This is a genomic window from Enterobacter sp. FW301-JW81 (assembly GCF_058788735.1).
This window is the reverse complement of sequence record NZ_JBYTBA010000001.1, coordinates 255,993-278,186: the sequence shown is the minus strand read 5'-3', so window position 1 is coordinate 278,186 and position 22,194 is coordinate 255,993. Positions and strand designations below refer to the sequence as shown.

General features: G+C 54.7%; 19 protein-coding genes. 8 read left to right on the top strand and 11 right to left on the bottom strand.

The genetic code is table 11. The features are described from left to right. Positions 1–5 precede the first annotated feature (5 nt). Positions 6–464 carry a methylglyoxal synthase gene (gene mgsA / locus AC3WOK_RS01210; protein WP_047346877.1) on the top strand — a complete coding sequence of 153 codons (459 nt, stop codon included), beginning with the start codon at positions 6–8 and terminating at the stop codon, positions 462–464. 58 nt (positions 465–522) lie between these two features. On the opposite strand, the gene helD is transcribed toward mgsA, so the two are convergent. Beyond that, positions 523–2,577 (bottom strand): DNA helicase IV, encoded by a 2,055-nt coding sequence (helD, locus tag AC3WOK_RS01205; protein WP_492353789.1) that lies wholly within the window; start codon positions 2,575–2,577, stop codon positions 523–525. A 123-nt stretch (positions 2,578–2,700) separates the two neighbouring features. Between helD and AC3WOK_RS01200 the strand changes: the two genes are divergently transcribed. Further along, positions 2,701–3,147: a YccF domain-containing protein gene (locus AC3WOK_RS01200; RefSeq protein WP_023311032.1), complete on the top strand. Its 447-nt coding sequence runs from the start codon at positions 2,701–2,703 to the stop codon at positions 3,145–3,147. Positions 3,148–3,166: 19 nt separating this feature from the next. Next, positions 3,167–5,329: a YccS family putative transporter gene (yccS, locus tag AC3WOK_RS01195; RefSeq protein WP_492353788.1), complete on the top strand. Its 2,163-nt coding sequence runs from the start codon at positions 3,167–3,169 to the stop codon at positions 5,327–5,329. Here yccS and AC3WOK_RS01190 read toward each other — a convergent pair. Beyond that, a complete protein-coding gene (locus AC3WOK_RS01190; protein ID WP_429053180.1) occupies positions 5,286–5,912 on the bottom strand; it encodes a TfoX/Sxy family DNA transformation protein in 627 nt (208 codons plus the stop codon). The two genes, yccS and AC3WOK_RS01190, sit on opposite strands and share 44 nt — an antisense overlap. A 217-nt stretch (positions 5,913–6,129) precedes the next feature. On the opposite strand from AC3WOK_RS01190, the gene sulA reads away from it, so the two are divergent. Both sulA and ompA read left to right on the top strand, forming a co-directional pair. Continuing rightward, entirely contained in the window at positions 6,130–6,639 is a 510-nt protein-coding gene (sulA, locus tag AC3WOK_RS01185; protein ID WP_492354220.1) for an SOS-induced cell division inhibitor SulA, read from the top strand. A 354-nt stretch (positions 6,640–6,993) separates the two neighbouring features. Beyond that, complete coding sequence (gene ompA / locus AC3WOK_RS01180) at positions 6,994–8,049, top strand: porin OmpA (protein WP_447855362.1); 1,056 nt, start codon at positions 6,994–6,996, stop codon at positions 8,047–8,049. Positions 8,050–8,112: 63 nt separating this feature from the next. On the opposite strand, the gene matP is transcribed toward ompA, so the two are convergent. After that, positions 8,113–8,565 (bottom strand): macrodomain Ter protein MatP, encoded by a 453-nt coding sequence (matP, locus tag AC3WOK_RS01175; RefSeq protein ID WP_008499929.1) that lies wholly within the window; start codon positions 8,563–8,565, stop codon positions 8,113–8,115. Between the two features lie 186 nt (positions 8,566–8,751). On the opposite strand from matP, the gene AC3WOK_RS01170 reads away from it, so the two are divergent. Together AC3WOK_RS01170 and fabA are read left to right on the top strand one after the other, a co-directional pair. Then, on the top strand, positions 8,752–10,512 hold the full coding sequence (locus AC3WOK_RS01170; RefSeq protein ID WP_492353787.1) for an AAA family ATPase: 1,761 nt from the start codon (positions 8,752–8,754) through the stop codon (positions 10,510–10,512). A gap of 68 nt (positions 10,513–10,580) precedes the next feature. Beyond that, on the top strand, positions 10,581–11,099 hold the full coding sequence (gene fabA / locus AC3WOK_RS01165; protein WP_047347377.1) for a 3-hydroxyacyl-[acyl-carrier-protein] dehydratase FabA: 519 nt from the start codon (positions 10,581–10,583) through the stop codon (positions 11,097–11,099). Between the two features lie 71 nt (positions 11,100–11,170). On the opposite strand, the gene rmf is transcribed toward fabA, so the two are convergent. The 6 genes from rmf to rlmKL form a co-directional block, all read right to left on the bottom strand. Beyond that, positions 11,171–11,338, bottom strand: a complete 168-nt coding sequence (rmf, locus tag AC3WOK_RS01160; protein WP_013097261.1) for a ribosome modulation factor — start codon at positions 11,336–11,338, stop codon at positions 11,171–11,173. Positions 11,339–11,595: 257 nt separating this feature from the next. After that, the gene (gene pqiC / locus AC3WOK_RS01155) at positions 11,596–12,162 is read right to left on the bottom strand and encodes a membrane integrity-associated transporter subunit PqiC (protein WP_047346883.1); all 567 of its coding nucleotides are present in this window, start codon (positions 12,160–12,162) and stop codon (positions 11,596–11,598) included. Then, positions 12,159–13,799, bottom strand: a complete 1,641-nt coding sequence (pqiB, locus tag AC3WOK_RS01150; protein ID WP_063430716.1) for an intermembrane transport protein PqiB — start codon at positions 13,797–13,799, stop codon at positions 12,159–12,161. The genes pqiC and pqiB overlap by 4 nt, the downstream gene beginning before the upstream one ends. Positions 13,800–13,803: 4 nt before the next feature. Beyond that, on the bottom strand, positions 13,804–15,057 hold the full coding sequence (gene pqiA / locus AC3WOK_RS01145) for a membrane integrity-associated transporter subunit PqiA (protein ID WP_492353786.1): 1,254 nt from the start codon (positions 15,055–15,057) through the stop codon (positions 13,804–13,806). 13 nt (positions 15,058–15,070) lie between these two features. After that, complete coding sequence (locus AC3WOK_RS01140) at positions 15,071–16,978, bottom strand: ABC transporter ATP-binding protein (protein WP_047346886.1); 1,908 nt, start codon at positions 16,976–16,978, stop codon at positions 15,071–15,073. A 12-nt stretch (positions 16,979–16,990) separates the two neighbouring features. Further along, entirely contained in the window at positions 16,991–19,099 is a 2,109-nt protein-coding gene (rlmKL, locus tag AC3WOK_RS01135; protein ID WP_059310398.1) for a bifunctional 23S rRNA (guanine(2069)-N(7))-methyltransferase RlmK/23S rRNA (guanine(2445)-N(2))-methyltransferase RlmL, read from the bottom strand. Positions 19,100–19,197: 98 nt separating this feature from the next. Here rlmKL and AC3WOK_RS01130 point away from each other — a divergent pair, with 98 nt between their 5' ends. Further along, positions 19,198–20,307 (top strand): YcbX family protein, encoded by a 1,110-nt coding sequence (locus AC3WOK_RS01130; protein WP_492353785.1) that lies wholly within the window; start codon positions 19,198–19,200, stop codon positions 20,305–20,307. Here the strand turns inward: AC3WOK_RS01130 and zapC are convergent. After that, positions 20,304–20,846 (bottom strand): cell division protein ZapC, encoded by a 543-nt coding sequence (gene zapC, locus AC3WOK_RS01125; protein ID WP_047346889.1) that lies wholly within the window; start codon positions 20,844–20,846, stop codon positions 20,304–20,306. The two genes, AC3WOK_RS01130 and zapC, sit on opposite strands and share 4 nt — an antisense overlap. Positions 20,847–21,012: 166 nt before the next feature. Next, positions 21,013–22,023 carry a quinone-dependent dihydroorotate dehydrogenase gene (gene pyrD / locus AC3WOK_RS01120; protein ID WP_063430720.1) on the bottom strand — a complete coding sequence of 337 codons (1,011 nt, stop codon included), beginning with the start codon at positions 22,021–22,023 and terminating at the stop codon, positions 21,013–21,015. Between the last annotated feature and the right edge of the window lie 171 nt (positions 22,024–22,194).

The window sequence follows — 22,194 nt, the reverse complement described above, 5'->3', positions numbered from 1 at the left end:
TGATTATGGAACTGACAACACGCACGCTGCCGGAGCGCAAACACATTGCTCTGGTTGCGCACGATCATTGTAAACAAATGCTGCTTAACTGGGTTCGCCGCCATCAGTCTTCGCTGGAAAAGCACGCCCTGTCGGCGACCGGCACAACCGGTAACCTGATCCAGCGCGAAACGGGTCTGGAGGTGAATGCGATGCTGAGCGGCCCGATGGGCGGCGATCAGCAGGTAGGCGCGCAGATTTCCGAAGGAAAGATTGATGTGCTGATCTTCTTCTGGGACCCGCTGAACGCGGTGCCGCACGATCCGGATGTCAAAGCGCTGCTGCGCCTGGCGACGGTGTGGAATATCCCGGTGGCGACGAACCTGTCGACGGCGGATTTCATCATCGAATCTCCGCAGTTCAACTCACCGGTTGATATTCTGATTCCGGACTATCAGCGCTATCTTTCCGACAGACTGAAGTAGCTTTTTTGCCGGGTGGCGGCTACGCCTTACCCGGCCTACAAAATCTTGCCTGACGTCGTTATGGTTTACGCGCCACCGGCACATCAATACTCTTCAGAATATCGACGAATACGGAAGGCTCCTCTTTATTGAACAGCAGCCACACGCGATGCCGCGCGCGGGTCATTGCCACATACAGCAAACGCCGCTCTTCGGCATCCGGGAAGTCTTCCGGCTCCGGCAGCAGGGCCTGCTCCATGACCGATTCACGGGCCGGAGCCGGGAAACCGTCGCTCCCCTCTTTCAGTCCCAGCACAATGACATAGTCGGCCTGCTGCCCTTTGCTGGCGTGAATGGTCATAAACTCAAGCTGCAGCTTCGGCCAGCGGGTGGCGGCTTTTTCCAGCGCCGCGGGTTTGAGGTGATGATAACGCGCCAGCACCAGGATACGTTCATCAGGCTTCGCATAGCCGCTAAGCTTGTCCAGCAGCGGCTCCAGCTGGTCATCCGCCAGCAGGGTGACGGCTTTTTTATCCCCCGGCCGCAGGCTATTGAGCGGCTTTGCCAGCTGATGCGGGTTCTGCTGGATAAAGCGGTTGGCGATTTCCCCAATCCGTGAGTTGAAGCGGTAGGTGGTATCCAGATCGCTGCGATCCCCTTCGCCAAAATAGTGGTGAAACGCGGTCGTCAGGGAGAGCTGCGCCCCGCTGAAGCGATAGATGGCCTGCCAGTCGTCCCCCACCGCAAACAGCGACGTATGTTTATTTTGCGCCCGCAGCGCCGAGAGCAATGCGGCACGCTGCGGAGAGATATCCTGGAACTCATCCACCAGAATATGTTTCCACGGGCTGACAAAACGCCCCTTCTCAAGAATGATAATGGCCTGATGGATCAAACCGGAGAAATCAACGGCATTTTCCGCTTTCAGCGCGGTTTTCCAGGCCTTCAGCAGCGGTGCCATCAGCTTGACCCGCTTCGAAAACAGATCGCGGATCTCCTCCGGTGCGCCCTCAATCATCTCCGCCTGCGATCCGCCGTGCATTCGCATCAGACTCACCCAGCGGTCAAGCCGCGAGCCCAGCCGACGCGCCAGCTTGTCATCCTGCCAGAAGCTGCCCTCTGGCACCTCCCAGCTAAGCTCCTCCTCCAGCCACTGCCGCCATCCTTTCGCCTGCGCCTTTTTCTCATTGCACTGCTGGCGCCACGTTTTGATAAACAGAGCCTGCCGCGCCTGCGTGTCGTTTTCCAGCTTACTGATGGACGGCACTTTTTTACTGCCCTGCTGAATAATGTGCAGCGCAAGCGCGTGGAAGGTCCTGGCGGTAATATCCCGCGTGTGCAGGCGTTCCTGGATACGTTCGTCCATCTCCTGGGCTGCCTTGCGGCCAAAGGCCAGAAGCAGAATTTGATCGGCGACCGCTTCCCCGGTCGTCAGCAGCCAGCCTGCACGCGCCACCAGCACCGACGTTTTACCGCTACCGGCGCCCGCAAGCACCAGCAGGGATTGCTCGCCGTTAACCACCGCGCGCGCCTGGGCCGGATTAAGCGGTGAAGATTCCACCGTACTGAAAAAATCGGCGTAGCGGGTGAGCATAGCGTCCGTCCACGCCTGGTTATGGGCAAGCCGGCTTTTATCCTTGTCATTCAGCCACGCCTGACACTGCCGCCAGGCGTCGCGACAATTGTCAAACTCATCGAGACGCGTCACCGATATCGGCAGCGCCGCGAGCGCCTGCCTGATTTTTTGCTGTAACCCGGCGGTCTGCTGACGGGTCAGCCACGCATGCTGCGCGTTGCTTTGCGCGATATCGTCCAGCACCTGCTGCAGCACCTGGGCGGCAATTACGCTCATATCCTGGCTCCACTGCTGCCAGAGCGCGTTCAGGTGGTGATGAAAACGCTGGGTTTCCGCCCACTCGGTGCCGTGAAGACGCACGACTTTATCGTCAGGCAGAACGAACTCCAGCTCGCCCCACACCAGCCCGCGTTTGCAGTGGATAGCCAGAAGCTGATTAAACGGAATAAGGTATTCGTGGCGTTCTCCGGAGACTTTCACCCCGGCATTAAGGAGAACAACCCTGTCGTAAGGGTGTTGCGCCAGGCGTTTGCCTAACGAAGTTGCTTTCAGTTCCATGTCCCGCCAAATCCACGAAGAGATAATTTACCTGACAGTTTAACTGCCAGTTTTAAGGTGCTCCAGCCTAAAAAAACGTTACAATCATTGGGCGTTAATTTTATCGAAAGGAAGTGAGGGTTTATGCGTACCGTTCTGAATGTGTTGAATTTTGTGCTGGGCGGTTTTGCCACCACCCTTTCCTGGCTTTTTGCCACGCTGGTGAGCATCGTCCTGATTTTCACGCTTCCCCTGACCCGTTCCTGCTGGGAAATCACAAAACTCTCCTTGATCCCCTACGGGAATGAAGCCATCCACGTTGACGAGCTGAATCCGGAGAGCAAAAACGCCTTGATGAACACGGGCGGGACCCTGCTGAACATTCTTTGGCTGATTTTCTTCGGCTGGTGGCTGTGCATCATGCATATTTTTGCGGGTATTGCGCAGTGCATCACGATTATTGGCATTCCGGTGGGGATCGCGAACTTTAAGATCGCCGCTATCGCTCTTTGGCCCGTCGGGCGCAGGGTTGTTCCGGTAGAAGTGGCTCAGGCGGCGCGTGAAGCAAACGCGCGTCGTCGTTTTCAGTAAATAAGGACTGGCCGCGTTTATGCTAAGCCCACTGCTTCGCCGTTATACCTGGAATAGCACCTGGCTTTATAACGTCAGGATATTTATCGCGCTTTGCGGCACGGTTGCCCTGCCCTGGTGGCTGAATGATGTCAAACTCACCATTCCGCTTACGCTGGGGGTGGTGGCCGGGGCGCTTGCGGACCTGGACGATCGTCTGGCCGGGCGCTTACGTAACCTGATCATTACGCTCATCTGCTTTTTTATTGCGTCAGCTTCCGTTGAGCTGCTTTTCCCGTGGCCCTGGCTGTTTGCCCTGGGTCTTACGCTCTCAACCAGCGGGTTTATTTTGCTGGGCGGCCTTGGGCAGCGCTATGCCACCATCGCGTTTGGCGCATTGCTGATCGCCATCTACACCATGCTGGGCGTGTCCCTTTACGACCAGTGGTACCAGCAGCCGGTTCTGCTGTTGCTGGGCGCCATCTGGTATAACCTGCTGACGTTAACCGGTCATCTTATCTTCCCGGTTCGCCCCCTGCAGGATAACCTTGCCCGCAGCTTTGAGCAGCTAGCCCACTATCTGGAACTGAAGTCCCGGCTGTTCGACCCGGATATCGAAGAGGAAAGCCAGGCGCCGCTCTACGATCTGGCGCTGGCAAACGGTCAACTGGTCGCCACCCTTAACCAGACAAAAGCCTCTCTGCTTACCCGTCTGCGCGGCGATCGCGGTCAGCGCGGAACGCGACGGACCCTACACTACTATTTTGCCGCGCAGGACATTCATGAACGCGCCAGCTCCTCACACGTTCAGTATGCCGCCCTGCGCGAGAAGTTCCGCTACAGCGACGTGATGTTCCGCTTCCAGCGCCTGCTGTCCATGCAGTCCCAGGCATGCCAGCAGCTCTCGCGCTCCATTCTGCTGCGCACGCCCTATCAGCATGACCCGCGCTTTGAACGCGTATTTAGCCATCTTGATGCGGCACTCGACCGCGTTCAGGCCAGCGGAACGTCGCCGGAGAACATCAAAGCACTTGGGTTTCTGCTCAATAACCTGCGGGCGATTGATGCTCAGCTGGCGACCATTGAGTCCGAGCAGGCAATGGCGCTTCCGGGCAGCGAGGTGGACAATCAGCTTGCTGATGACAGCGTGCACAGCGTTAGCGATATGTGGCTACGGCTGAGCCGCAACTTTACGCCGGAGTCGGCTCTTTTTCGTCACGCGGTGAGAATGTCACTGGTGCTGTGCGTGGGTTATGCCTTTATTCAGATAACCGGGCTGCATCACGGCTACTGGATCCTGTTGACCAGCCTGTTCGTCTGCCAGCCGAACTATAACGCTACGCGGCATCGTCTTGCGCTGCGTATTATCGGCACGCTGGTCGGCGTCGCGATTGGGCTACCTGTGCTCTATTTCGTGCCCTCCATTGAAGGCCAGCTGATTCTGATCGTGATCACCGGCGTGCTGTTCTTCGCGTTTCGCAACGTGCAGTATGCGCATGCCACCATGTTCATCACGCTGCTGGTGCTGCTCTGCTTTAACCTGCTGGGTGAAGGGTTTGAGGTCGCCCTGCCCCGCGTGATCGATACCCTGATTGGCTGCGCTATTGCCTGGGCTGCGGTCAGCTTTATCTGGCCGGACTGGCGTTTTCGTAATTTGCCGCGCGTGGTAGAGAGGGCGATGAACGCCAACTGTCGCTACCTTGACGCCATCCTTGAGCAGTATCATCAGGGCCGCGATAACCGTCTTGCATACCGCATAGCACGTCGCGATGCGCACAACAGCGACGCAGAACTGGCCTCTGTTGTCTCTAATATGTCAACGGAGCCTCGCGCCACGGCAGAGATTCGTGAGACCGCTTTCCGCCTGCTTTGCCTGAACCATACCTTCACCAGCTATATTTCGACGCTGGGTGCCCACCGTGAGAAACTCACCAACCCCGGTATCCTTAACCTGCTGGATGACGCCGTCTGCTATGTCGATGACGCGCTTCATCACCGACCAGCCGATGAACCACGCGTTCAGCAGGCTCTGGATGAACTGGCTCAACGCATTGCGCATCTGGACCCGGGAAACGACAGCAAAGCGCCGCTGGTTCTGCAGCAAATAGGCCTGCTCATCGCTTTGCTGCCTGAAATTTGCCGGCTGCAACAGCAAATCGCTACCTGGAAGAGTGATTATCCTGCGGCTCAGGCAGCCCATTAAACCACTCCGTCAGCTCCCGGCGAATGCCTGCCGGGAGCGCCGCCTCATGCAGCCCTTCAATAGCCCCTTCAAGTGCGAAGAGCACTTTAATACTGAGCGCTTTATTTTTAGCCCGCATTTTCAGCCAGCTTGCCCTGGCACCCAGCGTCCGGAGTGTTTCTTCATTGGTAATGCCTGCTTCAAAAAGCAAGACTTCAAGCTGAAACGTCAGGTTCGGCAGATCCTTAAGCCGGTTTCGTTGATGGCGCAGGTAGCGCTCTTTTCTTGCTGCACTGAGCGCGAACGAGGAGAGCTGGAGCAGTCGCTCCCTGTCCTGCCATAATCCGTCATCCACGCGATAGTAATTGAGCAGCACCGGACGGCCTCGCTTCATCAGCGTCAAAAAAGAGGCAGCACTTTTTACACAGTACTTCGCACTCTCCTCGCAGGCGCGAAGATAAAGCTCGCCATCTGACACCATGGCAAAAACTGCATCATCCACCGCCAGGGTGTAGCCGCCAAACAGCGCCCGATGATGAATTTCGCCCAGCGGAGAGAGGTATTCTTGTGATTTATAAATCCGTTCATAAGATATCTTTTTCATGATATTTCCTTTTAAAATCATTCACTAACAACGAAATTTCTTACTAGCGGATCCGTTAGCAGGAAAATAGGCAACTTATCGCCGTTGAGCAAGATGATTTTTCGACGGGCATCAAGATTGAATGAATTTTGCGAGTCGCTTTCCGAAAATGAGGTTGATCTTTATGCATACAGGGGTTACTGTATATCCATACAGTAACTACAGGGCTGGAATGAATATGCACACTTCAGGCTATGCAAATCGCGCAATCTCTCTCTCTTCTGCCGCAGGCAATGTCGCGCAGAATTCCGTCGAGCGTGTTTCCACAGGGCTTATCAGTGAAGTGGTTTATCGTGAAGACCAGCCCCTGTTGACGCAACTTCTGCTGTTGCCGTTATTACAACAGCTCGGTCAGCAATCGCGCTGGCAGCTTTGGCTCACGCCTCAGCAAAAGCTGAGCCGTGAGTGGGTTCAGTCCGCCGGCCTGCCGCTGACGAAGGTCATGCAAATTAATCAACTCTCGCCTTGCGACACCGTTGAGTCGATGATCCGCGCTTTACGCACCGGAAATTACAGCGTGGTGATTGGATGGTTATCAGAAGAACTGACGGAAGAGGAACATTTCCGTCTGACTGAAGCGGCCGAAGAAGGGAGTGCGATCGGGTTTATTATGCGTCCGGTTCGATCGAATTCTTACGGCAGAGGACAACTTTCTGGGCTAAAAATTCACTCAAATTTGTATCATTGAGTGAAATTAAGATTTTTCCTGGAATTTTTTTTGACCTCAGGATGCGGTTTTAGTTCCCGGCCTTAAAATTGCGGCAAGGCTTGTCTGGTGCGGTTCTCCTTAATTTTATTGCACAAAATTCGTTCACGAAATGTTAAATAATAGGTATACGGAACTTTTTTTTTCATATGCCTGACGGACTTCACACTTGTAAGTTTTCAGCTACGTTGTAGACTTTACATCGCCAGGGGTGCTCGGCCTAAGCCGAAGATATCGGTAGATTTATATTTGACCACGCCCCCCGGTGAAGGATTTAACCGTGATTCTCTCTTGAGACTTTCATGGCGAATTTTGGATGATAACGAGGCGCAAAAAATGAAAAAGACAGCTATCGCGATTGCAGTGGCACTGGCTGGCTTCGCTACCGTAGCGCAGGCCGCTCCGAAAGATAATACCTGGTATGCAGGTGGTAAACTGGGCTGGTCTCAGTTCCACGACACCGGCTGGTACAACAGCAGCCTGAACAATGATGGCCCTACTCACGAGAGCCAGCTTGGTGCAGGTGCGTTCGGTGGCTATCAGGTTAACCCGTATGTTGGTTTTGAAATGGGTTACGACTGGTTAGGTCGTATGCCATACAAAGGCGACACCGTAAACGGCGCTTTTAAAGCACAGGGCGTTCAGCTGACCGCTAAACTGGGTTACCCAGTAACTGACGATCTGGACGTGTACACCCGTCTGGGCGGCATGGTATGGCGCGCTGACTCCAGCAACAGCATCGCTGGCGACGACCATGACACCGGTGTTTCCCCAGTATTCGCTGGTGGCGTTGAGTGGGCTATGACCCGTGACATCGCTACCCGTCTGGAATACCAGTGGGTTAACAACATCGGCGACGGCAACACCGTTGGTGTTCGTCCAGACAACGGCATGCTGAGCGTAGGTGTTTCCTACCGTTTCGGCCAGCAGGAAGATGCAGCACCAGTTGTTGCTCCAGCGCCGGCTCCAGCTCCAGAAGTACAGACCAAGCACTTCACTCTGAAGTCTGACGTTCTGTTCAACTTCAACAAAGCTACTCTGAAACCAGAAGGCCAGCAGGCACTGGATCAGCTGTACACCCAGCTGAGCAACCTGGATCCTAAAGACGGTTCTGTAGTGGTTCTGGGCTTCACCGACCGTATCGGTTCTGACGCTTACAACCAGAAACTGTCTGAGAAACGTGCTCAGTCTGTTGTTGATTACCTGATCTCTAAAGGTATCCCAGCTAACAAGATCTCCCCACGTGGTATGGGCGAATCTAACCCAGTTACTGGCAACACCTGTGACAACGTGAAAGCTCGCGCTGCACTGATCGACTGCCTGGCTCCAGATCGTCGCGTAGAGATCGAAGTTAAAGGCATCAAAGACGTTGTAACTCAGCCAGCGGCATAAGTTATCGTCTTATAAAAAAACCCCGCAATGCGGGGTTTTTTATTGTCTGAAGAAAATAAAAATCTACTTTTTACCCAACAGAGCCTGAAGATCGTTCTTCAGTGTCGACATCTGGTTGGCGTACTTCTCTTTATGTTCGGCGTCCTCAATCAACTGCACGATAGTTTCGGACAGCGTTTTGCCACGGCGTTGCGCCAGTCCCGCCAGGCGTTGCCAGACAACGAACTCCAGATCGATTGATTTTTTGCGCGTGTGCTGATGCTCAGCGTTAAAATGCCGTTTGCGTCGCGCGCGGATAGTTTGCTTCATCCGGTTTAACAGCGCAGGATTAATGTGTTTTTCAATCCAGCCGTTAACCTGTACCGGTTCATTTTCGAGGGTCAGCAAAATATCCACGGCCTCTTGCGCAGCGCTGGCTTCGATGTAGCAGGTGATCAGCTCCCCTTCACGGTGCTTTTTGACCAGGTACTTCCATTTCCAGCCGCTTTCGAGATTTTCCAGTTGTTGATATTTCATTGCGATCTCAGTGTTACCACGTAACTCTGTTCAGAATATCAGTTTTTTAGCAATCTGCTGAAAAGAAATCATATCCTGTGAGTGAATGCAGCCAATCCCCCTCTCGAAATCCCCAATCCTGCTTGGGTAGAGCCCCCCGCTTACGGTATACTCCACGCTTTTACATCTGACTAAAAAACATCAACTTTGACCATTACGAAACTTGCATGGCGTGACCTTGTTCCGGATACCGAAAGTTATCAGGAACTGTTTGCACAGCCAGATCTCGCAAAAGAAAACGAATTCATCCTTAGCGATACGCAGCCACGTTTGCACTATGCGCTGGAGCAGGTGTTAAGCCCGTGGGCAACAGCGCCCTTCATGCTGCTCAAAGCCCCGGAAGAAGCGGAATACCTGACGCTGCTTGGGGATGCCGTGCGCCAGCTGCAGCCGGAATCGAACGCAGTCTTTGGCGGCCAATATCGTATCGCGGGACATGATGTCACTTTCGAACCATCCGCTCAGGCTGATGGCCGTTTTGCCGCTAAGGGCGAGGTGATTACCGCTAACTGGGTCGAGGCTGAACAACTCTTTGGTTGCCTGCGCCAGTTTAACGGCGAACTGTCGCTGCAGCCGGGGCTGGTACATCGCGCAAATGGCGGTGTCCTCATCATTTCATTGCGCACCCTGCTCTCGCAGCCGCTGCTGTGGATGCGTCTGAAAACCATCGTGCACCAGCAGCGCTTCGACTGGGTCGGCTACGATGAGTCACGTCCTCTGCCTGTCTCTGTTCCGTCTATGCCGATGTCGCTGACCGTCGTGCTGACGGGCGACCGCGAATCTCTGGCGGACTTCCAGGAAATGGAGCCAGAGCTGGCTGAGCAGGCGGTGTATAGCGAATACGAAGACAACATCCAGATTGCCGATGCCGACGATATGGCGCAGTGGTGCCAGTGGGTGATGGCCGTTGCTGAACGTTTTGCATTGCCAACGCCAGCGGCTGACGCGTGGCCGGGCTTGATTCGCGAAGCGGTGCGCTATACCGGTGACCAGGAAACGCTGCCACTCTGCCCGCTCTGGATTGGCAAACAGCTGCGTGAAGTGGGTGTTATCAGCGGTAACGGTGCTTTCAGCGGAGAACAGCTCACCCAGATGCTGGCTCAGCGAGAGTGGCGAGAAGGCTATCTTGCTGACCGTATGCAGGATGAAATTCTGCTGGAACAGATTCTGGTAGAAACCGAAGGCGAACGCGTTGGGCAGATCAACGCCCTGTCGGTGATTGAATTTCCTGGCCATCCGCGCGCGTTTGGTGAGCCTTCCCGTATCAGCTGTGTTGTGCATATTGGCGATGGTGAATTCACCGATATCGAACGGAAAGCCGAGCTGGGCGGAAACATTCATGCGAAAGGCATGATGATCATGCAGGCGTTTTTGATGTCAGAGCTGCAGCTCGAGCAACAGATCCCCTTCTCCGCCTCGCTGACGTTTGAGCAGTCCTACAGCGAAGTGGATGGCGATAGCGCCTCTATGGCAGAGCTGTGCGCCTTAATCAGCGCCCTGGCGGAAGTGCCGATCAATCAGAACATCGCCATCACCGGTTCGGTGGATCAATTCGGTCGTGCTCAGCCGGTAGGTGGCCTCAACGAAAAAATTGAAGGTTTCTTCTCCATCTGTCAGCAGCGCGGTTTAAACGGCAAGCAGGGTGTGATCATTCCTGCTCCCAACGCACGCCATTTAAGCCTCAGCCAGGATATTCTGGATGCCGTTGAACAGGAGCAATTCGCTATCTGGGCCATCGAAGGAATTGAGGATGCACTACCCTTACTGACAAACCTGGTATGGGATGGCGAAGGGCAGACCACCCTGATGCAGACTATCCAGGAGCGAATTGCTCAGGCGACGCAGCAGGATGCTCGTCATCGTTATCCATGGCCGTTACGCTGGTTGGGCTGGTTCAGTTCGAACTGATCGGACTTGTTCAGCGTACACGTGTTAGCTATCCTGCGTCCTTCACTAAAATAAGGCTTATTGAGAACATGGTAGATAAACGCGAATCCTATACAAAAGAAGATCTTCTTGCCTCTGGTCGCGGTGAACTGTTTGGCGCTAATGGCCCGCAGTTACCGGCCCCGAACATGCTGATGATGGACCGTGTCGTGAAAATGACCGAAACCGGCGGCAACTTCGATAAGGGTTACGTAGAAGCAGAACTCGATATTAATCCGGACCTGTGGTTCTTCGGTTGCCACTTCATTGGCGATCCGGTAATGCCTGGCTGTCTGGGCCTCGATGCAATGTGGCAGCTGGTTGGCTTCTATCTGGGCTGGCTGGGTGGTGAAGGTAAAGGCCGCGCGCTGGGCGTGGGCGAAGTGAAATTCACCGGCCAGGTTCTGCCTACTGCGAAGAAAGTGACCTATCGTATTCACTTCAAGCGCATCGTTAACCGCCGTCTGATTATGGGCCTGGCGGATGGCGAAGTGCTGGTAGACGGTCGTCTGATCTATAGCGCGAGCGACCTGAAAGTGGGCCTGTTCCAGGACACTTCCGCGTTCTGATATTGCTTTTCGGGACCCCGGAAAGGCGAAACCTCCGCATTGCGGAGGTTTCTTTTTTTAAAGAGACGTTATCAGGCTATGAGTGCCCTGTCGCCGATGGCTTCTCGCCAGCCTCCAAGCCATTGTGACCTTTGATTTATCGTCTGATAAGGACACATTTCTTTAGAACGTCCAGCGATGCCGGCCTGATAACCACGTTGATGAGCCCGTTCCAGGCGATCTCGTTTCTGTCTCTTCATGCCTCGTTTCCCTCATTCTTTTGTCTGGTGGAAAGAAAACAGTGTCTGCACTAAATGCACAGGCACAGATAACGAATACCCCGAATTAGTCGCAGCGTCAATGTTCAAAATTCATACGGGTGTCATATTTGTGAGCTACCTGGAAGATCATTTGTACAAAAATTGTGACGCAGCACAAGTAACAACCTGAAGTGAAAACGAAAAAAAAAACCGCAATCAGCGACAGGCGAATTGCGGTTTTTGATGATGAATTTTACTTATGGCAGCCGGGAAATTTCCCTTGCGATACTGGCCGACTCCTGTGCCCAACCCTGAGCCAGCACTTTCACCATTTCGTCATAGCCATCTTTCTGCTGTTTGAGCTCCAGATGGAAAGGACGCTTAATCAGCTGTCCCTGATGATTCAGCAACCACTCCCCGCTGATCACCACCGCACCGTCATAGCGACCGTGGAAGCCCGTTACCGTGACGTTCAGCGTATCCTGATCGTTGCCCAGCGGCTGCGAAGCGACAACCCATCCCGGAAGCTGGCTGCCCAGATTGGCCACCAGCGTGTTGCGCAGCTGCTGATCCAGCGGGCTGGCCCACAGATTGTTCGTCGCAATCACGTACTTAACGTCGCTGGTCTGATAGACCACACCGTTTCCCGCCAGATAATCCGGCACGGCAACCTGTTCAACCCACAGCTGACGGTTTCCCTGGCTGGCCGTGCTTTGCCCCCCGCTCTGGGTAGCCACGGGCAGCTGATAGTAGCTTTTGTTATCTACACCTGAACTGCACGCCGTTAACAGCAGAGCGCCAGCCATCAATAGCCATTTATTCATTCTTTTGCCCTCTTCGGCTCAGGATCCTTTTTATCTTTCGCTTCGAACACCAGCGCGTTGCTCTTCTCGTTGAGCGTTTTCAGAACTGGCTGCAGTTCACGCAAGACCTGATCGAGACGCTGCATATCCGCCACCATCTTGTTGTATGCCGCTGAGCCTGGCTGGAAGCCCTGCATACTGCGGTTCAGTTCACGCAGCGTTTTCTGCATGTCCTGCGGCAGCTGCTGCATACTCTGGCTCGCCGTGATCTTGTTGATGTTATCCAGCGTGGTTTGCAGACGGCGCATCGTTGCCTGGCTTTCGCTCAGCGAGTTCGTCGCCGCTTCAATCATCGGATTCAGTGGCAGATTGTTAATCTTATCCAGCGTTTCCATCAGACGCTGCTGGATCTGGGCCAGACCACTGCTCACCGTTGGGATGATTTTGTAACCACCAAATTCACGGATACCAGTAATCGGCGGCGCTTTTGGATAGAAGTCCATATCCACATACAGCGCACCGGTCACCAGGTTGCCGGTTTTCAGCGACCCGCGCAGACCGCGTTCCATCAGTTGGGTGATATGGGCGGCAATATCCTGATTTTCGCCAATCTGATTAAGCAGACGCTCCGGCTCAATACGAATCAGTACCGGAATGCGGTAATCATCATCCAGCACCTGCTGAAGCCCCGGAACGAAGAATGGAACTTGTCCAACCGTACCGAGACGAATGCCACGGAACTCAACGGGCGCCCCCGGCTGCAGGCCGCGAACGGAGTCTTTAAAGAACATCAGGAAATCAACGTGATCGGTATAGAGCGCATCCTGAATGCTTCGCTGATCGTCAAACAAGCGGAAAGCGGTGTTCTCAGCAACCGGCTGCCCCAGATCCAGTCCTTCCGGCACGTCAAAGCTCACGCCGCCGCCAAACAGCGTGGTCAGCGAGCCCATTTCAACTCGCATGCCTGCCGAGGTCAGATCCACCGCAATACCGCTGTCTTTCCAGAACCGGACGTTGCTGGTCACCAGGCGATCGTTTGGCGCATTAATGAAGAGCTGATAGCTAATCGCACGTTTCTGCGGATCGAACGTGCTTTTCTCAACCGACCCGACGCGGTAGCCGCGGAACAGTACCGGGTCGCCCGCCGTGAGCTGACCCGCTTTTTTGCTGTCGAGGATCACGCGGATACCCTTAGCGTCAGGCGGTGCGAGCGGTGGTGAATCCAGAAGCTGGTATTTGGCTGGCTGGTTACCCTTAGCGCCAGGCTGCAGCTCAATATAAGCGCCCGACAGCAGAGTCCCTAAGCCGCTAATCCCTTCACGCCCTACCTGCGGTTTAACGACCCAGAAAACGGAATCACCATGCAGCAGTTTTTCCATGCCGGCATTAAGGCGCGCCTTAATCTCCACATGGGTTAAATCGTCGGTCAGGGTTGCGCTTTCGACCACGCCCACATCCACGCTACGGCTTTTGATGGTCGTTTTACCGCCCTCAATCCCCTCGGCATTGGTGGTGATAAGCGTGACTTCCGGTCCCTGATGGCTGTAGTGATAAAACAGGATCCATGCACCAATCAGCGCCGTCACGATGGGGAAAATCCACACCGGTGACCAGTTCTTGACCTTCTGCACTTTCGCCTCTCCACTCTTATTTTCCATGCTCTTACTCTTCCTCATGGCTTGATTCAGGCTCTCGATCCCACGATAAACGAGGGTCGAAGGTCATGGCCGCAAACATGGTCATAATCACGACCAGCGCAAACATTAAAGCCCCCATCGCGGGATAAATACTCATTAAACCGCCCATCCGCACCAGGGCAGAGAGGACGGCAATAACAAACACGTCAATCATTGACCAGCGTCCGACAAACTCGACAACTTCATAAATCAGGTGCATGCGTTCGCTGTCGCGTTTTCCGTGGCCTTTCGCATCCCAACAGAGCCAGGCGATCGCGATCATTTTTAAGGTTGGCACCATAATACTGGCGATGAAAATCACGCCGGCGACCGGATAGGATCCCTCGCCCCACAGCAGTATCACCCCGGCGAGGATCGTCGAGGGCATTTTGTCGCCGAGCAGATCGGTAATCATGATCGGCAAAATATTGGCCGGCAAATACAGCATGATGGACGTGACCAGCAGCGCCATCGTCCACTGCAGACTATTTTTACGGCGCACGTGACCTTTGGTTTCGCAGCGCGGACAAACGTCGAGATCGGCAGGCAGCACGGCGGTACAGCACGAGCAGGAACGCAGTCCCTGACGAATACCCGGTACGCCGACTTTCACCGTTTGCGAAAGCGTGGGAGCCGGGGCGATATCGTCCCACAACCAGCGCCGGTCCACGCACTGGAATGCACGCAGCTGGAGGACGCAGTACAAACACCAGGGAATAAAGCTACTGCCGATCCCCACGTCACCGTACGCCATCAGCTTCACGAAGCTGACCAGAATACCCGCCAGGAAGATCTCGGCCATCCCCCAGCTTTTGAGCTGAAAAAGGATACGCGCGAGTTTGATTTTCAGTGACGACGGCATCCTGACGCGGTTCACCAGCATCAGGATAACGACCAGGCAAAAAGCCGGGACTATCTGGACGAAGAGCAGAAAAAAGGTGCCGAGGCTGGCGTAATCTTCAGAGAACATCACGCCCGGGATTTCGAGCAAATCGACCTGGCTGGTCATTCCGCCCACCTTCATATAGATGAACGGGAAGAGATTGGAGAGCAGCAGCATGAATAATGCAGCCAGAGCGTAAGCAGTGGGACGCTGTCGCGGCGCGTCCCACTCGGTTGTCAACGTTGCGCCGCAACGTGGGCACAGGGCTTTATGTCCGTGACCAAGCTCTGGCAACGCCACGAGCATATCGCATTGCGAGCATAATATATGCCTGTCGGCATGGTGCTGGTCACACATATTTTATCCCTGCTTATGCGCCGTTTTTCAGAGACTCAAGGTACTCCCAGCGCTCAAAGGCTTCCTCCAGGGCTTTTTCAGCCGCGGACATATCAGCCAGTACTTTTTGAGTATAGTCATGCGATTGGGTAAAGAATGACGCATCGGCAACCTGTTTTTGCAGATCCTCAAGCGCCGCCTCCAGCTCTTCAAGACGCTGCGGTAGCCCCTCCAGTTCGCGCTGCAGGTTATAGCTTAGTTTAGCCGATGTTTTCTTGACAGTTTCTGCTTTTGCTACAGCAGGTTCGGAACTTGTTTTGGACTTTGACTGTTTCTGCGCCAGAGACTGCGACTGCTGCCCTTTTGCATCGTGATAACCGCCCACGTATTGTCCAATTCTGCCCTCACCTTCGAAGATCCAGCACTCGGTCACGGTATTATCAACGAACTGACGATCGTGGCTGACCAGCATCACGGTCCCCTGATAACCGTCAATCAGCTCTTCCAGCAGTTCCAGCGTTTCGACATCCAGGTCGTTCGTTGGTTCATCGAGGATCAGCAGGTTGCTAGGCTTCAGGAACAGACGCGCCAGAAGAAGACGATTTCGCTCACCGCCTGACAGCGCGCGCACCGGCGTCATTGCGCGTTTCGGATGGAACAGGAAGTCCTGCAGGTAGCCCAGCACATGGCGAGGCTTACCGTTTACCATCACCTCCTGCTTACCTTCGGCGAGGTTATCCATCACCGTTCTGTCCGGGTCCAGCTCCGCGCGGTGCTGATCGAAGTAGGCCACTTCGAGTTTTGTGCCGCAGTGAATGCGCCCGCTGTCGGCCTGAAGCTGGCCGAGCATCAGTTTCAACAGCGTGGTTTTACCGCAGCCGTTCGGGCCTATCAGGGCGATTTTGTCTCCGCGCTGAACCTGTGCCGAGAAGTCTTTCACCAGCACTTTACCGTCAACCTGATAGTTAACGTTTTCCATTTCAAAGACAATCTTGCCGGAGCGGGAGGCTTCTTCCACCTGCATTTTGGCGCTGCCCATCACTTCGCGGCGTTCGCTACGCTCGCGGCGCATTGCCTTCAGGGCACGCACGCGTCCTTCATTACGGGTGCGACGGGCTTTGATGCCCTGGCGGATCCAGACCTCTTCCTGCGCCAGCTTGCGGTCGAATTCCGCATTCTGCAGCTCTTCCACGCGCAGGTTTTCTTCTTTCTCCAGCAGATACGTATCGTAATCGCCAGGATAGGTGACCAGCTTACCGCGGTCGAGATCGACAATACGCGTCGCCATATTGCGAATAAACGAACGGTCGTGAGAGATAAAGATGATGGTGCCGCTGAAGGTTTTCAGGAACCCTTCCAGCCAGTCAATCGCTTCAATATCCAGGTGGTTCGTCGGTTCGTCCAGCAGCAGCACTTTCGGCCCGCTGACCAGCGCGCGGCCCAGGGCCGCTTTACGCAGCCAGCCGCCGGAGAGCGCGGACAGTTCCATATCCGGTTCCAGACCGAGCTGCGCCAGCACTTCATTAATGCGGTTTTCAAGCTGCCACAGACCGTGGTGATCGAGCATCTCCTGCACTTTCGCCAGTTCGTTGAGGTTCTTGTCGCTCGGGTCGGTCATCACCAGATGCGAAATCTCGTGATAGCGCTTCAGGTATTCGGCCTGCTCAGAGATGCCTTCCGCCACGAAATCGTAAACGCTACCGGTCACGTGACGCGGTGGATCCTGCTGCAAACGGGAGACAATCAGATCCTGCTCGTAAACAATACGCCCGTCATCCAGGCCCTGTTCGCGGTTGAGGATCTTCATCAGCGTCGATTTACCCGCGCCATTACGGCCTACCAGACAAACGCGCTCGTTATCTTCGATGTGCAGCTCTGCATTATCGAGAAGCGGTGAGTCGCTGAAAGAGAGCCACGCGCCGTGCATACTAATTAAAGACATTTATTTTTCCTTTCAGACCGCGGTAATCAACCAGCAGTTATGAATTTGACGGTTACGGGCAAAGTCCTGAGACAGCGTTTTTTGGCTGATTTCTTGTGCTTTCAGTCCCAGGGCGGCTAAGCCGTCATGATCCATACGGAAACCGCGTTTGTTGTTCGAGAACATAATGGTGCCGCCTTTACGCAGCAGGCGCTTCAGGTCGGTCATCAGGCGCAGGTGATCGCGCTGCACATCAAAGCTATCTTCCATGCGCTTGGAGTTGGAGAAGGTCGGCGGATCGATAAAGATCAGGTCGAACTGCTCGTCGGTATCACGCAGCCAGCCCAGCACGTCGGCCTGCATCAGACGATGCTGACGCCCGGTTAAGCCGTTAAGGCGCAGGTTGCGCTCCGCCCATTCCAGATAGGTGCGGGACATATCCACCGTGGTGGTGCTCCGCGCGCCGCCCAGACCCGCATGCACGCTGGCGCTACCGGTATAGGAAAACAGGTTGAGGAAATCTTTGCCCTTGCTCATCTGGCCGAGCATGCGGCGAGCAATACGGTGATCGAGGAACAGGCCGGTATCAAGGTAGTCAGTCAGGTTAACCCACAGGCGGGCGTTGTATTCGCCCACTTCGATAAAGTCACCCTTCTCGCCCATCTTCTGATACTGGTTTTTCCCTTTCTGACGCTCGCGGGTTTTCAATACCAGCTTGTTTGGCGCGATACCCAGCACGGCGATGGTCGCCGCAATGACGTCCAGCATGCGCTGACGCGCTTTTTGCGCATCAATGGTTTTCGGCGGGGCATATTCCTGAATCACCACCCAGTCCGCATAGCGGTCAACCGCCACGTTGTACTCCGGCAGGTCAGCATCGTACAGGCGATAGCATTCAATTCCTTCCTGCTTCGCCCATTTTTCATATTTCTTGAGATTCTTGCGAAGACGGTTGGCGTAATCTTCCGCCACGCCCGATGGCTTACTGTCCGCCGCTTTCTCCGCCAGATGGTAGTTTTTCTGCACGCAGTCCAGCGGGCCGTTTTTCGCCTTAAACTGGCGATCGGCACGCAGCTGCAGGCAGCTCAACAGTTCCGGTGAGGCGCTAAACAGAGAAAGATTCCACCCGCCGAAATAGTCTTTCATGTTGCGTCCCAGCAGGCTGTGCAGAGCAATCAGCGCAGGCTCGCTGTCCAGACGCTCGCCGTATGGCGGGTTGCTGATAACGGTACCGTACGGGCCTTTTGGCAGCGGGTTGGTCAGGTTCGCCACGTCTTTCACCTCGAAGGTGACCAGCTCGCCGATACCCGCACGGCGGGCGTTGCTGCGCGCGCGTTCAATGACGCGAGGGTCGCTATCTGAGCCGTAGAAGTGGGAGGTGTACTCCGCCAGGCCTTTACGCGCGCGAGTCTGCGCATCGTCTTTGACCTCTTTCCAGAGTGCTTCATCGTGCTGCGCCCAGCCTTTGAAGCCCCAGTGACCGCGATGCAGCCCCGGCGCGCGGTCAGTTGCCAGCATAGCTGCTTCTATCAGAAGCGTACCAGAACCACACATCGGGTCGAGCAGCGGCGTGCCCGGCTGCCAGCCGGAGCGCATTACGATGGCGGCGGCCAGGGTTTCTTTGATTGGCGCCATACCGGTGCGATCGCGGTAGCCGCGCAGGTGCAAACCCGCACCGCTCAGATCGAGAGAGATACTCGCCGTGTCGCCGTTCAGCCAGACGTTAATACGCAGATCCGGATTTTCGCGATCGACGTTTGGACGTTCCTTATTTTTACGCGTGAAGCAGTCCACAATGGCGTCTTTGACGCGCAGGGCACCGTACTGGCTGTTGCGGATCTCGTCGTTCACGCCGTTGAAATGCACCGCAAAGGTGGCATTTGGCGTGAAGATCTCTGTCCAGTCGATCATCTGTACGCCGGTATAGAGGTCCAGGTCGCTATAGACCTTGCACTCCTTCATCGGCAGCATGATGCGCGACGCCAGACGGCTCCACATCAGGCTCTGGTAAATAAGCCGCGTGTCGCCCTCAAAATGGACACCACCCTGAACTACCTGGCACTCTTGCGCGCCCAGGGCTTCCAGTTCAGTTTTTAACAGCTCTTCCAGCCCACGGGCCGTACTGGCAAACAGAGAATTCATATCGTCACTTTTACTCTTAGAAAATTGTCGCGCATTATAGCTAATATGGCGTGTATGTCATAAAGTTGAAGGCTTATTTTCATTCGAGGGACTGTGCAGTGGAGACGTTATCCAGGCTTTTTATTCATCCGGTGAAATCCATGCGCGGTATCGGCGTCTCTCACGCCCTGGCCGACATGAGCGGATTTGCCTTCGATCGTATTTTTATGGTCACCGAGCCGGACGGTACGTTCATTACCGCACGCCAGTTCCCGCAGATGGTTCGCTTTACCCCTTCCCCGCTTCATGACGGTTTGCACCTGACCGCACCGGACGGTTCCAGCGCGGTGATCCGCTTTGCTGATTTTGCGCCTGTCGATGCGCCAACGGAAGTGTGGGGCAATCATTTTACCGCGCGCATCGCCCCGGAGGAGATTAACCGCTGGCTCAGCGGCTTCTTCTCCCGCGACGTGCAGCTGCGATGGGTTGGGCCTGAACCGACGCGTCGTGTTAAGCGCCATGACGCGGTTCCGCTCTCGTTTGCCGATGGCTTCCCCTTCCTGCTGACTAACGAAGCCTCTCTGCGTGATTTACAAGGCCGCTGCAAAGCCAGCGTGCAGATGGAACAGTTCCGTCCGAACCTGGTGGTGACGGGTGCCGACGCCTGGGACGAAGACACCTGGAAAGTCATCCGCATCGGCAGCGTCATTTTCGACGTGGTGAAGCCTTGCAGCCGCTGTATCTTTACCACCGTAAGCCCGGAGAAAGGCCTCAAGCACCCTTCCGGCGAGCCGCTGAAAACGCTGCAGTCATTTCGTACCGCACAGGACAACGGCGACGTCGACTTCGGTCAGAACCTGATCCCGCGCTCCAGCGGCGCGATCCGCGTCGGTGATGAGGTTGAAATCCTTGCCCGAGGGCCTGCAAGAGTGTACGGATCAGGCCAGGAGGAAGAGTTCGTCGACGTTGAGACGCCGGTCAGCTCGGCGGTCGATATTCACTGGCAGGGTAACGTCATTCGGGGGAATAACCAGCAGGTGTTACTTGAGCAACTGGAACAAGCGGGGATCCGCATACCCTATTCCTGTCGCGCGGGGATCTGTGGCTGCTGTCGAATCAAGCTGGTAGAGGGCGAGGTCAGTGCGCTGAAAAAATCAGCGATTGCAGAAGACGGGACGATTCTGTGCTGCAGCTGTATTCCAAAAACATCGGTACAGCTGGAGGCTTAAACGGCCTGTTCCAGGCTAAAGGCATCCACGCGAAGCTGGGGCTTCAGCCTGTCGTTCATCACCTTAATGGCATCTCCAAGCTGCATCGTCCGCCCGGCAATCGTCACGCCGGGTTGCGCCAGCAAACAGAGCGCAGCATTTTCGCCAGGCTCTACCACCAGCAGACTCACCTCTTCTGCCGTATCGCTCAGATTGACGCTGGCCGCATCGCCCGTTGCCGGGGTCCAGCTCAGCCCGTGCGCAAGGAAATGCCAGCTTTTGGGCATTTGCGGTTTCAGGAAACGGATAGCCACCAGGGCATTTAATACCAGTTCGGCACGCTGCTCTTTAGAGAGAACCAGATCGCGGCATTTTTCCTCAAAGGAAAAATAAAGCGCAGCGTCATCAACGCAAAAGCCTGACGGGGAAAACGCGTCCGGGGTCAACATTCGGCGAGCAAAACGAGAGCGAAACAACATGCCATTGGCTAAATCGAGCATCATTCGATCATGCTCTTCGCAAAAATACCAGCGCCAGTTATCGTCAGGTTTAATTCGCATGTTTCTCTCCCGTCCCCGAAACGTCCTGTACTAAAAATGTCCTGTTCGCCGCTTCGTTTATAACACCATTAATAAAAGACTATAATGTCTAAATAAGCAACAGTGACGGAATATAAAACAACCAGGGCCGGAAATAAAGCCCTGGTTGTCTGATTAGGAGAAAAGATTAGATATGAGTAACGATTTCTTTAATCAGCTGCGGCCCTTTAAAAATAAAGCCGGAATAGATTTGTACCAGTGACGCACCCGCCGCCATCTTCTCGCGTGCAGCAATCACGGAGTCAATGCCGCCAACGCCAATAATCGGCAGACGCCCTTTTAATTCCGCAGACAGCGCGCGAATAATTTCGGTGCTTTTTAATTGTACCGGACGACCGCTTAACCCACCCGCTTCGTCACAGTTTTTCATTCCCTGAACGAGGGAGCGATCGAGCGTGGTATTGGTTGCAATCACGCCATCAATATTATGGCGAACTAAACTGTCGGCAACCTGGATCAATTCTTCAGCGGAAAGATCCGGCGCGATCTTAACCGCTACCGGAACATATTTATGGTGGATCGCCTGCAGCGCATTTTGTTTATTTTTAATGGCGCTCAGAAGATCGTCCAGCGCTTCGCCATATTGTAAGGAGCGCAGACCTGGGGTATTGGGTGAGGAAATATTCACCGCAATATAACCGGCATAGGCGTAGACTTTTTCCATACAAATCAGATAGTCATCTTTTCCCTGCTCTACCGGCGTATCTTTATTTTTGCCAATATTGATGCCTAATATCCCATCGAAATGTGCTTTTTTGACGTTCTCAACAAGATGATCAACACCGTGGTTGTTGAAGCCCATCCGGTTGATCAGCCCTTCGGCTTCGACCAGGCGGAACAGTCGCGGCTTGTCATTTCCCGGCTGCGGGCGCGGGGTAACGGTACCGATTTCGATGGAGCCAAAGCCCATCGCGCCCAGGGCGTCAATGCACTCGCCATTTTTGTCCAGACCGGCCGCCAGACCCAGCGGGTTTTTAAAGGTCAGACCCATGCACTGCACAGGTTTTTCCGGCACATTCTGACGCACCAGCGCGGCCAGCGGCGTTCCGGTAATACGACGTAATTGCTGGAATGTAAATTCATGAGCGCGCTCAGGGTCGAGCTGGAAAAGGGCTTTACGAACGAAGGGGTAGTACATGAACTCTCCTGGATTCCCGGTGTGCAAACCGGGAGGGGATTATGGGCGATCCCGGCGCGAAAGGGAATTGACCTGCGGCAAAAAAAGCAGCGTAAAACGCAATCGTTTACCTGGCGGGATACTTCTTATGCTCTTTTTCGCATTTTAATTGCAGATAAATCATTTAGTGGA